Consider the following 16,670-nt stretch of genomic DNA (forward strand, 5'->3'; position numbering starts at 1 on the left):
CGCGCCTCCGGTCCTGACCGCTGGGACCGGCCCGTGGAGCCCGCCCGCGCGTCCGGTCCTGACCGCTGGGACCGGCCCGTGGAGCCCGCCCGCGCCTCCGGTCCCGGTCGCTGGGACCGGCCCGTGGAGCCCGCCCGCGCCTCCGGTCCTGACCGCTGGGACCGGCCCGTGGAGCCCGCCCGCGCCTCCGGTCCTGACCGCTGGGACCGGCCCGTGGAGCCCGCCCGCGCCTCCGGTCCCGGTCGCTGGGACCGGCCCGTGGAGCCCGCCCGCGCAACGCCGCTACGGTGCCTGCGGACCGCGCCGCTGAGGCAGTGTCACCACCGTCGCGTCGGCCGGTCCTGACGGAGGCAGACCGGCGATCTGGCACAGCAGGTCACCCCACGCCGCCAGATGCGCCGCCGTGTCCGGCACCCCGCCACGCCCCTCGCGCGGCGTCCAGGACGCGCGGATCTCGATCTGGGTCGCCGGGCGCCGCTCGGCCAGCGCGCCGAAATAGTGGGAACCTGCGCGGGTGACCGTGCCGCCCGCCTCCCCGTACGACAGGCCCCGCGCCTCCAGCGCGCCGGTCAGCCAGGACCAGCACACCTCCGGCAGCAGCGGGTCGGACGCCATCTCCGGCTCCAGCTCGGCGCGTACCAGGGTCACCAGCCGGAACGTGCCCTGCCAGGCGTCATGCCCGGCCGGATCGTGCAGGAGCACGAGGCGGCCGTCGGCGAGATCGTCCTCGCCGTCGACGACCGCGGCCTCCACGGCGTACGCGTGCGGAGCGAGGCGCTGGGGCGGCCGAGTCGGCTCCACTTCAAGCTCGGGGCGGAGCCGCGCGGAGCGCAACGCCTCCACCGCCGACCGGAACGCGGGCGGGACGGAACTGCCCTCCGCACTGTCCTTGCCGTCAGCGCTGTCGGAATGTTCGGAAAATTGTCCCTGAGCCGGAGCCATGCGGGGAAGAGTAGGCGGAACCGGAGCCTCGTGCAGGGAGGGACACCCTGCGGGACTCGGCTCCTTACCGCTTCATGCGAAGATTCTGTGTGTGAGCGCCAACGACAGCCCCTCGGGCCAGCAGACGAAGACCTCCGCCACCCATGAGTCGGCGTTCCTGAAGGCTTGCCGACGCGAGCCCGTGCCGCACACGCCGGTCTGGTTCATGCGCCAGGCGGGGCGCTCGCTGCCCGAGTATCTGAAGGTGCGCGAGGGCATCGCGATGCTCGACTCGTGCATGATGCCGGAGCTGGTCACGGAGATCACGCTGCAGCCCGTACGCCGCCACAAGGTCGACGCGGCGATCTACTTCAGCGACATCGTCGTCCCCCTCAAGGCCATCGGGATCGACCTCGACATCAAGCCCGGCGTCGGCCCGGTCATCGCGGACCCGATCCGTACCCGCGCCGACCTGGCCCGGCTGCGTGACCTCACGCCGGAGGACGTCCACTACGTCACCGAGGCCATCGGCATGCTCACCGCGGAACTCGGGTCGACGCCGCTCATCGGGTTCGCCGGTGCGCCGTTCACTCTCGCGAGCTACCTCGTGGAGGGTGGCCCGTCCCGCAGCCACGAGCGCACCAAGGCGATGATGTACGGCGAGCCGGAGCTCTGGGCCGAGCTGCTCGACCGGCTGGCGGAGATCACCGGTGCGTTCCTGAAGGTGCAGATCGAGGCGGGCGCCTCGGCCGTGCAGCTCTTCGACTCCTGGGTCGGTGCGCTCGCCCCCGCCGACTACCGCCGCTCCGTGATGCCGGCCTCCGCGAAGGTCTTCGACGCGGTTGCCTCGTACGGTGTCCCGCGCATTCACTTCGGTGTCGGCACCGGTGAACTGCTCGGGCTGATGGGCGAGGCGGGCGCGGATGTCGTCGGCGTCGACTGGCGGGTTCCGATGGACGAGGGCGCGCGCCGGGTCGGACCCGGCAAGGCGCTCCAGGGCAACCTCGACCCGGCGGTGCTGTTCGCGCCGACGGCGACGGTGGAGGCGAAGACGCGCGAGGTGCTGGACGCGGCCACCGGTCTGGAGGGTCACATCTTCAACCTGGGGCACGGTGTGATGCCGGCGACCGACCCGGACGCGCTGACCCGGCTCGTCGAATACGTCCACACACAGACGGCCCGCTGAACGGGTCGCCGAAACGCACACTGCTCGCCGCGGAACCCTCGGGTTTCGCGGCGAGCAGTGCGTTCGGGGGTGCTACGGGCAATTGATGGGCGGGTTACCGGAGTTCACCCGGCAGAAGTCGAGGCCGGCACTGCCGTCGACGGTGCCACCGTTGACGGCGACCTGCGGGTGGTCGCCCTGGTCGCCGCCCGGTACCTGGCCGCCCGGCGTCGCGGGACCGCCCGGTGACCGTGGAGTGATCGTCTGTCTGCCTGATGAGGAGAGTGCCCCCTACACACCCGCCGCGCGCACCGCTTGGACCGCCTTGCGTGCAGCCACCAGGACCGGGTCCCACACCGGCGAGAACGGCGGGGCGTACCCCAGGTCGAGCGCCGTCATCTGCTCCACCGTCATCCCCGCGGTGAGCGCGACCGCCGCGATGTCGACGCGCTTCGCCGCTCCGTCACGGCCCACGATCTGTACCCCGAGCAGCCGGCCCGTGCGGTACTCCGCGAGCATCTTCACCGTCATCGGCTGAGTGCCCGGGTAGTAGCCCGCCCGCCCCGTCGACTCGATCGTCGCCGTGACGAACCGCAGCCCCACCGCGCGGGCGTCCTTCTCCCGCAGCCCCGTCCGGGCGATCTCCAGGTTGCAGACCTTGCTGACCGCCGTACCGACCACGCCCGGGAACGTCCCGTAGCCGCCGCCCGCATTGGCCCCGATGATCTGGCCGTGCTTGTTGGCGTGGGTACCCAGCGCGATATGCCGGGTGCGGCCCGCCACCAGGTCGAGAACCTCGACGCAGTCGCCGCCCGCCCAGATGTTGTCGTGTCCGACGACCCGCATCGACAGATCGGTGAGCAGACCGCCGTGCGGGCCGAGCGGGAGACCGGCCGCGCGGGCCAGCGTGGTCTCCGGTTCGACGCCGATGCCGAGCACCACCACGTCCGCCGGGTAGCTCTCCTCGTCCGTGGCGACCGCGGTGACCCGGCCGTCGGCGCCGGTGATGACCTTTCTGACCTGGGCCCGGTTCACCGTCGTGATGCCCAGACCGTCCATCGCGTCGTGGACCAGGCGCCCCATGTCGGGATCGAGCGTCGCCATAGGCTGCTCGCCGCGGTTGAGGACCGTCACCTCGAAGCCGTGCTTCAGCAGTGCCTCCGCCATCTCGACACCGATATAACCGGCGCCGACAACGACCGCACGCCGGCCGGGCGCCCGGTTCAGGGAGTCCAGCAGCGCCTGGCCGTCGTCCAGGGTCTGCACCCCGTGCACCCCGGCCGCGTCCATGCCGGGCAGCGCGGGGCGCACCGGCCGGGCGCCGGTCGCGATCACCAGCTTGTCGAAGCCGGTCCAATACGTTTCGGCGGTCTCCGGGTCCAGCGCGCGTACCCGTTGCCCGGCGACATCGATCTCCGTCACCTCGGTGCGCATCCGCAGATCGATGGCGCGGGCCCGGTGCTCCTCGGGCGTACGGGCGATGAGGTCGTCCCGCTGCTCGACGTCCCCGCCGACCCAGTAGGGGATGCCGCAGGCGGAGTACGAGGTGAAGTGGCCGCGCTCGAAGGCGACGATGTCCATCTCGTCCGGCCCCTTGAGCCTGCGGGCCTGGGACGCGGCGGACATGCCCGCCGCGTCCCCACCGATGACCACCAGTCGCTCCGCTGTCATGCCGGGTCCCTTCGAGCGTCGAGTCCGAGGGCCCACGCTACGACCCTCAGGGGGCGGACGGAGTCTCCGGCGGCACGGGAGCGTGCTCGGGCCCTGCCGCCGGTACGGGGGCGTGCCCGGCCGCCCGGGGCGTGCGGTGCCGGGTGAGCCAGGTGCGTACCAGCCGCCAGAGCAGCAGCAGCGCGGCCGCGGCCGCCAGGAACGGCGCCGCAGCACCCACCGCCATCGCGATCCACTTCACCATCGTCACGAACGCGTGCCAGCCGCCGGCGAGCGCGTCCACGAACCCCGGATCGTCGTCGTCCGCGCCCTGCGCCGAGGGCTCCGGCTCGGAGAGGTCGAGGGTGATCGTCGCCAGGGTGGTGCGGTCCTTGAGTGACTCCTGCCGGGCGAGCAGCGACTCCAGCTCCGCCTGACGATTGCTCAGTTCCCCTTCCAGGGCGACCACATCGGCAATCTTCTCGGCCCGGTCCATCAGCTTCCGGACCCGGGCGACGCTCGCCCGCTGGGTGGTGATCCGGCTCTCCACGTCGACGACCTGATCGGTGACGTCCTTGGCCTCCGACGTACGGGACAGCAGCTTCCCGCCGCCCGCCAGCTTCCGCAGCACGGCGTCGTACTCGGCCTGCGGCACCCGCAGCACGAGGTGCGAGGTCTCGCGCACGTCGTCGATCCGGTCGGTGGCCTCGTTCGCCACCAGCCCGCCCGCGTCCTCCGTGACGGCACGGGCGGCCGCGGCCGCCTTCGGCGCGCTCTTCACCTCCACGGAGAGCGAGGCCTTACGGATGACATGGGCGGTCGTCAGCGACGGCTTCGCCGACTGAGCCGGGCCGCGGTCCGAGGCCGCCCGGTCCGACTCCCCGCCGGCGGATTCGGCGCGCTCCGCAGGAGCCGCCGCCTTGTTGTCCGCGGAGTCCATCACGCTCTTGGTACCGGAACTGTCGTCGGAGCCGCCGCAGCCGCTCAGCGCGAGCAGCACGGCGAGCATTCCGGCAGCGAACACCGTGTGCGCACGACGGGTGGACGAACGGCGTGAACGACGTGCTCTCTGCATAACTGCTCCCCCGGGGCGGGTGGTTGATGGTGACGGTTCGACGTGCGAGACAGGGGTTCGGGTTGCCGATGACCGGTTGCGAAGCGGTCACGTTCAGGACTCGGAAGAGGTTTGAGAGAGTGGAGGCATGCAGCGTTCAACACACCGCGTGGACACAGGTACGGGTCACGTCGTCGTCATCGGCGGCGGCATCGCCGGACTCGCGGCCGCCCACCGGCTCATCGGCGCAGGACTGAGGGTCACGCTTCTGGAGGCGACCGACCGGCTGGGCGGCAAGCTCATGACCGGTGAGATCGCCGGCACCCGGGTCGATCTGGGTGCGGAGTCGGTGCTGGCCAGACGGCCGGAGGCGGTCGATCTGGCGCGCGCCGTCGGGCTCGGCGACCGGCTTCAGCCACCCGCCACCGCCGCCGCGTCGGTCTGGACGCGGGGCGATCTGCGGCCGATGCCCAAGGGGCATGTGATGGGCGTCCCGAGCGACCCCGCCGCACTCGGCGGGGTGATCTCGCCGGAGGGTCTCGCCCGCATCGCGCAGGAACGGGACCTCACGCCGACCGCCGTCGGCGACGATGTCGCGGTCGGCGCGTATGTCGCCGATCGGCTGGGCCGCGAGGTCGTCGACCGGCTCGTGGAGCCCCTGCTCGGCGGCGTCTACGCGGGTGACGCCTACCGGATCTCGATGCGCGCCGCCGTGCCGCAGCTCTTCGAAGTGGTCCGGGCGGGCGGCTCGCTGCTCGACGGCGTGCAGCGCATCCAGCGGCAGGCCGCCGCCCGGCAGCAGACCGGGCCGGTCTTCCAGGGCATCGACGGCGGCATCGGCACCCTGCCGGACGCGGTCGCCGACGCCGTGCGCGCCGGAGGCGGCGAGATCCTCACCGCCACACCCGTCCTGGGCCTGACCCGTACCTCCGACGGCTGGGACGTCCGCACCGACACCCGGGTGATCGCCGCCGACGGCATCGTCCTCGCCGCCCCGGCCTGGTCCGCGTCGACGCTGCTGGCCGCCGAGTGCCCGGCCGCGTCCACCGAGCTCGCAGGCGTCGAGTACGCGTCGATGGCTCTGGTCACCATGGCGTTCCGACGCTCCGACGTGGCGGCCGCGGGTGCCCTCGAGGGGCGTTCCGGCTTCCTCGTACCGCCGGTCGACGGCCGTACGATCAAGGCCTCCACCTTCTCCACCCACAAGTGGCAGTGGGTCGCCGACGCCGCCCCCGACCTGTTCGTGCTGCGCACCTCGGTCGGCCGGTACGGCGAGGAGGACCATCTCCACCGCGAGGACACCGAACTCGTCGACGTCTCGCTGCGCGACCTCGCCGACGCCACCGGACTCGCCGCGAAGCCGGTGGACACCCGGGTCACCCGGTGGATCGGCGGCCTGCCGCAGTACCCGGTCGGCCATCTGACCCGGGTCGCCCGGATCCGCGACGAGGTCGCCAAGCTGCCGGCCCTGCGGGTCTGCGGAGCGGTGTACGACGGCGTCGGCATCCCCGCCTGCATCGCCGGCGCCCACCGGGCCGCGGACGAGATCGCCGTCGGCATCGCGGGCGGGACCGCAGGAGAGATCATCGCCACTCCGACCCTGGTTCAGGGCACACGGAGCGAGGCGGGACAATAGCCGTATGAGTGCGCCTGAGACTGTGAAATCAAACAAGGGCCCGAACGCCGGTAAGAAGGCCAAGGACCTCAACGAGGTCATCCGCTACACGTTGTGGTCCGTCTTCAAGCTGCGCGACGTGTTGCCGGCCGACCGAGCCGGTTACGCCGACGAGGTCCAGGAGCTGTTCGACCAGCTCGCCGCCAAGGACATCACCGTCCGTGGCACCTATGACCTCTCCGGCCTGCGTGCCGACGCCGACGTCATGATCTGGTGGCACGCCGAGACGGCGGACGAGCTGCAGGAGGCGTACAACCTCTTCCGGCGCACCAAGCTGGGCCTGGCGCTGGAGCCGGTCTGGTCGAACATGGCGCTGCACCGCCCCGCCGAGTTCAACAAGTCGCACATCCCGGCGTTCCTGGCCGACGAGACGCCGCGCAACTACATCAGCGTGTACCCCTTCGTGCGCAGCTACGACTGGTACCTGCTGCCCGACGAGGACCGCCGCCGCATGCTCGCGGACCACGGCAAGATGGCCCGCGGCTACCCCGACGTCCGCGCCAACACCGTGGCCTCGTTCTCGCTCGGCGACTACGAGTGGATCCTCGCCTTCGAGGCCGACGAGCTGTACCGCATCGTCGACCTCATGCGTCATCTGCGGGCCTCCGAGGCGCGGATGCACGTCCGTGAGGAGGTCCCCTTCTACACGGGTCGCAGGAAGTCCCTCGCAGACCTGGTGGCCGGGCTCGCGTAGCGAGCGGGCTCCGACCACCCCAACCCGGAAGATCAGACGGCGGGCGTCGGCGCACGGCTGTGCGCTGCCCGCCGCTCCAGCGACACCGGGTTCGGCTTCGGGTTCGCCGCGGGTTCCGACCAGCGGCGTTCCCGAGACCTGCGGGGAAGTGCACCGTCCTTCCCCGCAGGTCCCCGGCCCGCCTCCGCGGGCCGGTGGCATGTTCCCGCGCCCGTGCGAGGTGGTGTCAGGAGCTGCTGCCGCAGCTCGACCCTCCGCAGCTGGATCCACTGCTGCTGGAACAACTGCTGCCGGAGCAGCTGGAGCCCCCCGACCCGCCGCAACTCGACCCGGAACTGCCACCGCACCCGGATCCCGAACCGCACCCGCTGCCCCAGCCCGGGGTCCCGCCGGAGCTCCCGCAGCCGGAGCCGGCACCGCCCGAACCGGCGCACCACACCGCCCCGACGACATGGTCGTTGCTGCCGGAGGAGGAGGCGGAAGGCGACGGCGACATCGGCCGCATCCCGCCGGCCGTCCGCATCCGTGCGGCCGCCGCCAACTGCGCCCGCAGTACGGGATCGGGCAGTGCGCGCAGCCCCAGACTCGCCACCAGGTGGGCGGGGTCGGCGGTGCGGGCATGGGTGGCGCGGTACTGCTCGGCGGCGCGCCGCCCCGCCTTGGTGATCCGGGTGCGGGCGACGCCCGCGCAGATCAGCCCGGTCGGAAAGCCGACGAGCAGGGCGGGGAGCACCTTGACGATGAAGGGGAGGGAGAAGTCGAGCTCGTCGGATTCCGCCATGAACTGTGACACCGTCACCGCGAAGGAGACCGGGACGGCCAGCAGACAGCCCAGCCCCTGGAACAGGCCCCAGCGGCGCCACTTCAGGGTGGCCCCCGGTGCGGCCAGCAGTCCACGGGCCGCGAGCCCGTCACCGATCTCCTGCACCGCCGGGTGCCTCATCACCGCATCCCGCAGGGTGTGCAGCGCACCGCTGGGAGCTTCGGCGTGCTCCTGGAGAACGGCTCGCTCCACCGGGTCGTGGGCGACCGGTCGCTGGACGGAGACGATGCCGGGCCCGCCGACCGCGAGGCGTCCGTCCGTCTGCATGGCGGCGAGTGCGGTGTCCACGACCCTGCCGGGCCCGCCGTTCAGGAATGCCACTTCGTAGAGGTCGTGGGCGGGGCCACCGGGTCCGCGCCGGTCGTTCGAGAGCCCCACGATCAGGAGGGTCGAGGAGACCGCGACGGCGAGCGTCAGCAGCAGAGCGACGATGTTCATTCCGGTCACCTCCCGACGAGCGCGGCGCGGGCGGCCCGTATCAGCCGGGTGCCGCGGCGGGGCGGCCTGGCGGCCGCGCGGTCCTGCCACCAGGTGGTCAGCCGGCGCCGGGCGGCGTCCTCGGTCGGGCGGCCGGCGATCAGCAGCTGCTCGGCGAAGTCCAGTGCGTCGCGCCGGTATCCGGCGGACATGGGGCGGGTCCTGGCGTACGCGAGAAAGGCGCGCCGGTAGCCGTCCCCGAGGATTTCGGGCAGCTCGGGCGCCACCTTGGCGACGACAGCGGCCCGCTTGGCGGCCAGGGCGCGGATCTGGACACCGAGGCGGCGGTGGTCGAAGCCCTCGGGGGCGGAGGTGCCGGCGACGAGGGCGGAGAGCAGCGCGGTCTGGGCGACGGCGGCGCGGTCGCGGGCGGCGTCGGTGGTGGGGCCGGGGGAAGGCGCGATGGAGTGTGCGGCGGGCTCGGTCCGGGCGACGCCGTCGCCGGACGTCCCGGCACCCTGCCCGCGTCCGGGACCCCGCGCCTTCCCGGCCGCGTCCAGCGTGTCGCGGATCGCCGTCAGTTCGCCCGCCAGCTCCTCCGCCGGCGGGAAGTCGTCGTCGCGCTCCAGCAGTACGCCCGGCGGGTCGACCCGCGAGCGGAGTTCGGCGAGCACGTCGAGGACGGGCCGGGTCACCGGGTGGGCGTGCGTGTCGTGCCAGACGCCGTCCTTCTCGACGCCGCCCGCTACATGCACGTACGCGATCGCCTCCACCGGCAGCTCGTCGAGCACCCTCGCGGGGTCCTCGCCGCGGTTGACGTGGTTGGTGTGCAGGTTGGCCACGTCGATCAGCAGCCGGACCCCGGTGCGTGCGACCAGCTCCGCCAGGAACTGGCCTTCGGTCAGTTCCTCGCCGGGCCAGGCGATCAGCGCCGCGATGTTCTCCAACGCGAGCGGCACCGGCAGCGAGTCCTGCGCGATCCGGACGTTCTCGCACAGGACGTCCAGAGCGTCCCAGGTCCGCGGGACGGGCAGCAGATGGCCCGCTTCGAGCCCCGGCGACGCGGTGCGGGTCCCCCCGGCCCGCACGAAGGCGATGTGCTCCGTGACCAGCGGTGTGCCCAGCAGCGTGGCCCGCGCGGCAAGGTCCGCGAGCCGGCCGGGGTCGGGGCGCTCGGCCCCGCCGAGGCCCAGCGAGACGCCGTGCGGGACGACGGTCACGCCGCGCGCGCGGAGCCGTACCAGGGAGTCGGGCAGATGGTCGGTGCAGAGGTTCTCCGCGACCGCTTCCACCCAGTCGATTCCCGGCAGTGCGTCCACCGCATCCGCGATCTCCGGCCGCCAGCCGATGCCGATTCCCAGCTCCATGGTGTCCCCCTCCTCCACTGCCTGCAGGGGTCATGGCCCCGACGGACAGTGGCCAATCCGAAGAGGGGGACGTTCAGAGCAGGATTTGAGGTTCCGGCCACGGAGGGACCGCCGCGTGGGCCGGTGCGCCGACCGGTGCAGTCCCGCTCAGGGCCTCGGCATCGTGGACGGACGCGAGGGGAACGACTGGTCCCCGGTCGGCTCCGCGGGCATCGGCAGCGGCGGCACCGCGCCGGACGGCGGGGGCGGTCCGGTAGGGCCGGCCGTCGCCGTACCCGCCGCGTCGCGGGCGCTCGCGTCGAAGTCGACGAAGCCGGTGCCCTCCAGCATGGTGATGTGGTCGAGCACGGTCTGGTTGGTGTCGGTCGCCGGAGTCTGACCCTTCCCCGAGCCGGAGTGCCGAGGGCCCTCGGGCGCGGCGGGGCCTCGGTGTGGTCGCGTGATGCCGTGTTCATGACGTTCTGCCAGGGCGACGGTACGCCCCGAACGTGACGGGCACGGGCTTCCCAGCGCGACTGCGCCGAAGAACCCTGCCTGCCGGGCGGGGTTCCCTGCACTTCTTTGCGAAGCTTCGACGAGACCCCCGATCCAAAATGGACGGGGTTTTTTGAAATGATGCGAGATGGCTGCTATGTGTCTGCTATGACCTGTCGATATAAGGTGTCCCCCCGCAACGCCTCTGTGTGCAGTAGTGAATGCGGCGGACCATTACATATGTCATGGTCCGGATCGGTCAAATGTAATGCAGGAGACTGTGAGAACTGCATCCACATGCCGTGACAAAACTTCTATGGAAACGTTCAAAATTTCAGGCCATGATTTCGCTGCGGTTCGCCCGGACGTCTGAGCTGGCACTGCGTGTGGAAGGGGGCGGGCCGTGTACATCCATCTTTCGCCTTCTATGCTGAATGAAAAGTTCCGGTAGGGTTTGTCGCAAGGTCGGCTACGCTTCCGATGTCGGCAGATCGACCTTTTCCGCCGATGCTGCCACCAGGAGTGATCTTGGATGCTCAGTGAATAACACGATACAAGAGCGCACGGATGTGTAGCACGCCGGACAAGGCGCGGGGGAGAGCCGGGGTCATGACAACAAGGCCGACGATAGAGAACCGCAAGCCAGAAACCATACCCAACGTTGTAAATGTCACCAAGCGGCTGGTGCTGGGGTCGCTGGATGAAGATGCGCAAGAACAGGTCTTGCGGGCCGTACTCGGGGCTGATGTAGACCGCGAGTTACTTGACTTCGCAGCCGGCGCCGGTGGGAATCCTCGACTGCTTGCCGAATTTGCGTTGGGGCTTATGGAAGAGGAGCTCGTCAAGGAACACAATGGAACGGTTCAGCTGACTGGACGGCGGATTCCGCGTCGCGTTCTGGCTTTCGTGAAGCATCGCTTGGGCGGTCTGAGTGCGAACTGTCAGCAGTTCCTGAAGGTCGCGGCAGTATTGGGGAGATCCTTCATGCTGGAGGATGTGTCCAGGATGTTGGAACGATCCTCGGCTGCCTTGCTCCCGCCCTTGGATGAGGCGATGGCCTCGGGCTTCGTTGTTGCCGCCGAACATCGACTCGCGTTCCAGAGCGATTTCCTCCTGCGAGGAGTCATCGAGTCCATCCCCGCTCCCGCACGTGGCGCGTTGCATTCTGAGGCGATGGGTCACTCCAGGAGACGTGGGCAGGCGTACGATCAGCAATTCTGGGTGTCCGGGAATCCGATGCGGGCGACCGAGGGTCCGGCCGAACCGTCCCACGGGGTCAGAAAGGAAGCCGACGGAGTTGCTTCGAGGGCCCATTGTCTGATCATGAGAGGCGAGGCGGCAGCTGGAATTCATGTCGCGGAGCGTATTCTCGCGAGCCCAGGCAGCTCGGCTTCCGCCCGGCTCGATGCGGAAGCATCCATAATTCTGGGTTACTCCCTGCTTGGCAGGGAAGAAGCCGAGAAGCACTCCGAGAGAATTTTGCGGGAACGAAGGAATGTGCAAGCCGATGTTGCCGCGTTGATGGCGCTGACAACACTCTCCAACGCTCGTTGGTGTGTGGGGGAATTGGCTGAAGGTCTCAGCCTGGGCCGTACTGCGGTGGGATTCAGTGATAATGTCGATCCGGTGTGGCGTCTTCATTTCCAGCTCGCTCTGGCTGGGAAGCTCGCAAACCTTCGTGAATTCGACGAGGCTGAATCGCTGATCAATGACGCGGAAGCCGGCCTGTATGGGTTGTCCACGCCGGTCTGGACTGCTGCGCCTGCAGCGTTGCGATCTCGCTTGTTCCTCCAGGCCGGACGGCTCGGAGATGCTCGCCGACAGGCGGAGACAGTGACTGCCGCAGTGGAGCGGGACGCTGTTCCCATGCTCCTGCCTCTTGCTTTCTCCGTGCTCAGCACCGTCTCTCTTTACGCGGGGGACTTGCCTACGGCCGATGAGTACGTGAGGCGGATGCAAAGTGAGCTGGGGAGAGACCGGGCAGTGCTGTACTCCGTACAGTATGCGTGGACAGAAATGCGTACCACTGTCAAGAGGGAAGGGCCTCGGGCGGCTGTCGAACTATTGTCCGGCAAGTACAGGCATCTTCCACGGCAACGGAGACTGTATATCGAGGATCCGGGGGCCGCTGCATTCCTGGTTCGCCTCGCACTCGACGTGGGTGACACCGACCTCAAGCGCAGCGTTCTCGAAACAGTGAACGGCCTCGCGCAGGACAACCCTGGTATTTCGATCATCAGCCTTGGCGCCGCGCATGCGAACGCGTTGGCGAACGGCGATGCGGCTGCGCTGGCGCACATCATCGCGCTGTCGCCGGATCCTGTCTCGGTCGCCCTGGCAACAGAGGAACTCGCCAAGCTTTACGCCGCGAAAGCTCCGGCAAAGAGTCGGCATAATGCTTCGATGCATCCGGATCCGCCGCTTGCGAGTTCTGAAGAAGGCGGCTCACAACCAAATTTTACTTGCTGGTCGCGGCTCTCCGACATGGAGCGACGTATCGCATATCTGGTGAGCGTTGGGCTGACGAACCGCCAGGTCGCCCATCGAGTTCACCTGTCCGCGCATACTGTGAATTACCATCTCAGGAAAGTCTACAGGAAGCTGGGCATCAACACCCGTGTCGAACTGGCACGCGGAGCGGCAATCTATTCGAGCAGAGCCGCCATCTATTCGATGGGGGGCGAGGGGGAGCGGGGCTCCGGCGAAGCCGGCACTGAGGATGGCGACGAACGGGCTGGTGGATACTCTGTCGGACCGTGATCATCCTGATCATGTGCATGATGGAAAGTGCTTCCTGAAGTTTTCGCGGTCGAGCATCTACGGCCCGATGGCGGACGGCCCCTGAGGGCTGCGGATGGGCGGAGTGCCCCGGTGAGTGGCACTCCGCTTCGGCGACCCTCGGGTCCTGGCCCTGACCGGCGCACCGGGCTCTACCCGCGTGGGCTTCCACCGCCGCCGTATCAGCCCGCCGACCCAGGCTGATACGCACCGGCCAGAACAGGTGAGAAGGCCTCGTGCGCGATGAAGTGCTTGGTCAGTTCGACGCGGCTGTTGATGTCGAGCTTCGAGAACACGCGCCGGAGGTGGCTGTCGACGGTGTGGGGCGACAGGAACAGCATGCTCGCCGCTTCTCTGTTGGTCCTGCCGTCGACGATCGCCCGTACGACGCGGAGCTCCGCACCCGTAAGACTCTCCCAGCCCGTCTTGGGCCGGCCGACACCCAGACCACGTACGTTGTGTTCGCCAAAACGACGCAGCTTCTTCTGCACTCTGGCCGTGTCGCGCTGGGCACCGCAGTTCAGATAGAGATCCATGGCGGACTCGAGGAGCCGAACCGTCCGGGCCTTGTTCCGCATGCGCTGTTCCTCCCATGCCGTGTCCTCGAGTGCGCTGCCCGCCGCCAGCGGGCGCGCGGCAAGCCGATAGAGTTCCACGGCGCGGTCCAGAGCAACCGGGTCGTTGCGCAGGACGCCCTCGGCATGTTCGGCGCCACCCGCCAACGACTGCACGGTCGGATTGCGTTCGGCGATCCGCCGGGCGAACTCGGCCGCCTGTTCAGCCTCCGCGCCGAGTCCTGCCTGCCTGGCCAGGCGTACGAGCGTTGCCGCCGCCGTCGGAGCCTCGGTGAAGAGCAGTGGGTCGGGCGTGACCTGCCCCTCGACGTTGATCAGAGTCTGGACCATCATGGCCGGACGGCCACTGGCTGCGTGGAATTGCGCGAGCGCCCAGTCCAGGCCGGCCTTGTCGGCAGCCGCGTCACCGGTCACCAGCCGTTCGGCCATGCGCAACTGTCCGCTGGCGCTGGCGAGATCGCCATGATGCATGCTGATTCGGGCCAGAACAATGCGCGCGGGTACGGAGTCCTGTGGTGCCGACCGGTCCGCCAGACGAAGTGCGGCCTCGGCTTCGCCACGCGCTTCCTCAAGCCGGCCCACCGCTGCCAGGAGTTGGGCGCGGTGGCCGTACCACAGGGACTCCGGCCAGGCGCCACCGAGCTTCTCCGCCTCCTGCTTGATGGCGACGCATACGGCTGTCGCCTCCTCGAACTGATCGGCTGCGATGAGGGCCCGCACCATCCACGTCCACAGCGGGCGTTCGCACGCGTCACAGTGCGGTGGGGCCGCCACCTGCCGCGGCTCCCGAGCGGCGAATCCCCTGACGGTCGTATCGGTGCCGTTGCCGAATCCTGCGTCCCGACCGGGGATGAGCGGCGGCGCGAGGTCGGCCGGTTGCCCACGCCCCGGTGCCGTGACCCCACCGGGCACGCCGCTCACCCGCTTCGCGGTGGCCGCGAGCGCCCTGTTCAGCTTGGCACGATCCAGCTCGCAGATGTCCTGCCGCGCCAGCGTCCGCTGAAGAAGCTCGGCCGACATGCCGTGGCGGTCGACGTCCCGCAATCCTTGCCCCAGCTCGAGCACCAGCTGCGCCTCGGCCGCCGCCTCGATACCGGGGCGCAGGGCGACGTCCGCGAGGCGGCCGGCTTCCACGACCCGCCCGGCTCCGGCGAGCAGACGCAGAGCACGTGCCAGCGTCTGCGGTGCTTCGTCGAACAGATCTGCCAGAGTCGATATGGCCCGAGCCGCCATACCGTCGCAACCGCATGCGGGCGACTGCGGTGGCGGTGAAGTGGAAGGTGTAACGGCGGGTGGGACAAGGCCCGGCCGTCCGGGACGGGCGCCCGCCGCGCCGGTCAGGGATTGGTGCACCCCAGGAGCAGGCGAAGGCCGGCCTCCGGGCCGAGGTTCCCCCCCGTCCGTTCCAGTGCCGATCACGGGCACGGCAGCTGACACGGCCGAAGCCATGGCAGCGGGCACGGCCGTGGCGGGCTCCCACCTCCGGAACGCGGCATGCTGAAGCGCTTCCCCGATCACCTCGTGGGGGAACGCCAGCTCCATGCCGTGCCTTCGCATCAAGCCTGCTTGCACCGCCTCGTCGATGCTGGAGGACAGATCGGGGGCCGACTCGCCGAGCAAGGCTGCGGCCTCCTCGACCGTGAACGTATGACCGATCCTCCTGCCGGCCACAAGCAGACGCCGAACCGCGGGCGGCATCTCGTCCAGCAGGCCGCCAACGGCAGTGAGGACGCCTGCGGGCAGACGGTCGGCCACCACCGAAGCTGTGCCGCCCACGATGACCATCTGTCCCGCTTGGATGAGCGCGCTGAACAGGGTCTCCACCAACCACGGGTTACCGCCGCAGCGAGCCGCCCAGTTGAGCACGGACGGATCCGGTTTGGCGCCGAGGATGCTCGTACACAACTCGGCCACCGCCTCATTGTCCAGCGCCCCCAGGTGAAGCCGCACCGCAGCGTGATCGATCAGCCAGCCGACTGCGTGCTGGGCGAGCGACCGTGTAGGAACCGGCCGACGTGCGAGCAGCCACAGCACCGGTGATGAGGCGAGCGACTGCACGAGTCCCCGGAGTGCCAGACCACTGACATCGTCGACCCGCTGGGCGTCGTCCAGAACGACGACGAGGGGGTGCCTGCGTGCCGCGTTCTCGACCAGTTCACCCATACGATCCATCAACCAGAAAGGATTTCTGTCAGGGCGAACCAGATCATCGAAATCGACTTCACTCGACATCACGTGCCGCAAGAAGTTGATCAGCAAGTGAATAGGGATCGGCTGATCGGTTTCACTCGCTCGCCCGGCGACCACGGTCAGGCCGCGCTCGGCCCCCTCCAGGGCCGCGGCCTTCAACAGGCGAGTCTTGCCGATGCCAAACGGTCCCTCGACGATGACGCAGCCGCCGGAGCCCTGCGAGGTGGCATCCAAATGACTGCCCAACACGGACAGTATGTCCTCACGCCCTACCAATGGATTCATGAGTAACCCCCGTTTGGCTCCGGAGAATCGTCCAATGCGCGCCACGGGCATGGCAATAGACGGTCAACGAGTACTCATACTGCAGCTGCAGCTGCAGTCGCAGTTGCTGTGACCGGTGGTTCTGCAGGCCATTGAGCTGATCATGGGTGGAGGCGTCTCGATTTTTCGGGCGCATCGTGGCGTTCAACTGTCCGGATTGGACAGTTGAACACTCAGGGCTGGGCCGATCACTGCGAATGACCCACGCTAAGGGCTGTCCTTACATCCCTGGTGGATCAGCTCGCGGCGTCGGATGCGGTGCATCGCACGGCGGAGGGACGTCCGCATACTGGATGTATTCGGACGTTCCGACAACGCGGCGACGTGCCGTAGCTGTCGTCGTGCGCCCGCCAGGGGATGACGGGGCGGTTCTTGCTCTTCGCATCCGATAATAGTCCGGCGGGCGGCACATTCATCGCTGCGATCTGCCCCCGAACCGGCGGGAGTTCGCCGCACGCCGGCCGAACAGCCGGAATGGCGCATTCACTTGAACGTGATCTTTGACGGTGTGGCGTGAATGCGTGTACCGGTTGGCACTACTCGCCCGAGTAGTGGGCAGGGCG

The 16,670-nt window shown here is 69.3% G+C and carries 10 protein-coding genes and 1 pseudogene; 4 read left to right on the plus strand and 7 right to left on the minus strand.

Annotation, left to right across the window (positions count from 1 at the left end; all coding sequences use genetic code 11):
• Positions 1-282: 282 nt before the first annotated feature.
• Positions 283-942, minus strand: coding sequence for a DUF3000 domain-containing protein (locus AB0I23_RS19815; protein ID WP_359110852.1), 660 nt, complete (start codon positions 940-942; stop codon positions 283-285).
• 91 nt (positions 943-1,033) lie between these two features.
• Between AB0I23_RS19815 and hemE the strand changes: the two genes are divergently transcribed.
• A complete protein-coding gene (gene hemE / locus AB0I23_RS19820; protein ID WP_359110854.1) occupies positions 1,034-2,107 on the plus strand; it encodes a uroporphyrinogen decarboxylase in 1,074 nt (357 codons plus the stop codon).
• Positions 2,108-2,377: 270 nt separating this feature from the next.
• Here the strand turns inward: hemE and AB0I23_RS19825 are convergent, their stop codons facing one another.
• The gene (locus tag AB0I23_RS19825) at positions 2,378-3,757 is read right to left on the minus strand and encodes an FAD-dependent oxidoreductase (protein ID WP_359110855.1); all 1,380 of its coding nucleotides are present in this window, start codon (positions 3,755-3,757) and stop codon (positions 2,378-2,380) included.
• 46 nt (positions 3,758-3,803) lie between these two features.
• On the minus strand, positions 3,804-4,811 hold the full coding sequence (locus AB0I23_RS19830) for a DUF4349 domain-containing protein (RefSeq protein WP_359110857.1): 1,008 nt from the start codon (positions 4,809-4,811) through the stop codon (positions 3,804-3,806).
• Between the two features lie 127 nt (positions 4,812-4,938).
• On the opposite strand from AB0I23_RS19830, the gene hemG reads away from it, so the two are divergent.
• Together hemG and hemQ are read left to right on the plus strand one after the other, a co-directional pair.
• Positions 4,939-6,426: a protoporphyrinogen oxidase gene (gene hemG / locus AB0I23_RS19835; protein ID WP_359110859.1), complete on the plus strand. Its 1,488-nt coding sequence runs from the start codon at positions 4,939-4,941 to the stop codon at positions 6,424-6,426.
• A 4-nt stretch (positions 6,427-6,430) separates the two neighbouring features.
• On the plus strand, positions 6,431-7,159 hold the full coding sequence (hemQ, locus tag AB0I23_RS19840; RefSeq protein WP_359110861.1) for a hydrogen peroxide-dependent heme synthase: 729 nt from the start codon (positions 6,431-6,433) through the stop codon (positions 7,157-7,159).
• 226 nt (positions 7,160-7,385) lie between these two features.
• On the opposite strand, the gene AB0I23_RS19845 is transcribed toward hemQ, so the two are convergent.
• From AB0I23_RS19845 to AB0I23_RS19855, 3 genes and pseudogenes are all read right to left on the minus strand, one after another.
• Positions 7,386-8,420, minus strand: a complete 1,035-nt coding sequence (locus tag AB0I23_RS19845; protein ID WP_359110863.1) for a TIGR04222 domain-containing membrane protein — start codon at positions 8,418-8,420, stop codon at positions 7,386-7,388.
• A 5-nt stretch (positions 8,421-8,425) separates the two neighbouring features.
• The gene (locus AB0I23_RS19850; protein WP_359110865.1) at positions 8,426-9,766 is read right to left on the minus strand and encodes a DUF692 domain-containing protein; all 1,341 of its coding nucleotides are present in this window, start codon (positions 9,764-9,766) and stop codon (positions 8,426-8,428) included.
• A gap of 147 nt (positions 9,767-9,913) precedes the next feature.
• A pseudogene (locus AB0I23_RS19855) lies at positions 9,914-10,135 on the minus strand (DUF4142 domain-containing protein); the annotation flags it as partial.
• 714 nt (positions 10,136-10,849) lie between these two features.
• Between AB0I23_RS19855 and AB0I23_RS19860 the strand changes: the two are divergent.
• Positions 10,850-13,000: a LuxR C-terminal-related transcriptional regulator gene (locus AB0I23_RS19860; protein WP_359110868.1), complete on the plus strand. Its 2,151-nt coding sequence runs from the start codon at positions 10,850-10,852 to the stop codon at positions 12,998-13,000.
• A 200-nt stretch (positions 13,001-13,200) separates the two neighbouring features.
• Here the strand turns inward: AB0I23_RS19860 and AB0I23_RS19865 are convergent, their stop codons facing one another.
• Positions 13,201-16,119: a helix-turn-helix transcriptional regulator gene (locus AB0I23_RS19865; RefSeq protein WP_359110870.1), complete on the minus strand. Its 2,919-nt coding sequence runs from the start codon at positions 16,117-16,119 to the stop codon at positions 13,201-13,203.
• Positions 16,120-16,670 lie beyond the last annotated feature (551 nt).

The sequence above is a fragment of the Streptomyces atratus genome, from assembly GCF_040655115.1.
GTDB classification, from domain to species: domain Bacteria; phylum Actinomycetota; class Actinomycetes; order Streptomycetales; family Streptomycetaceae; genus Streptomyces; species Streptomyces atratus_D.

Coding starts and splice junctions, on each gene's coding strand:
- AB0I23_RS19815 (WP_359110852.1), bottom strand. CDS start 942: ATGGCTCCGGCTCAGGGACAATTTTCCGAACATTCCGACAGCGCTGAC.
- AB0I23_RS19825 (WP_359110855.1), bottom strand. CDS start 3,757: ATGACAGCGGAGCGACTGGTGGTCATCGGTGGGGACGCGGCGGGCATG.
- AB0I23_RS19830 (WP_359110857.1), bottom strand. CDS start 4,811: ATGCAGAGAGCACGTCGTTCACGCCGTTCGTCCACCCGTCGTGCGCAC.
- hemG (WP_359110859.1), top strand. CDS start 4,939: ATGCAGCGTTCAACACACCGCGTGGACACAGGTACGGGTCACGTCGTC.
- hemQ (WP_359110861.1), top strand. CDS start 6,431: ATGAGTGCGCCTGAGACTGTGAAATCAAACAAGGGCCCGAACGCCGGT.
- AB0I23_RS19845 (WP_359110863.1), bottom strand. CDS start 8,420: ATGAACATCGTCGCTCTGCTGCTGACGCTCGCCGTCGCGGTCTCCTCG.
- AB0I23_RS19850 (WP_359110865.1), bottom strand. CDS start 9,766: ATGGAGCTGGGAATCGGCATCGGCTGGCGGCCGGAGATCGCGGATGCG.
- AB0I23_RS19860 (WP_359110868.1), top strand. CDS start 10,850: ATGACAACAAGGCCGACGATAGAGAACCGCAAGCCAGAAACCATACCC.
- AB0I23_RS19865 (WP_359110870.1), bottom strand. CDS start 16,119: ATGCCCGTGGCGCGCATTGGACGATTCTCCGGAGCCAAACGGGGGTTA.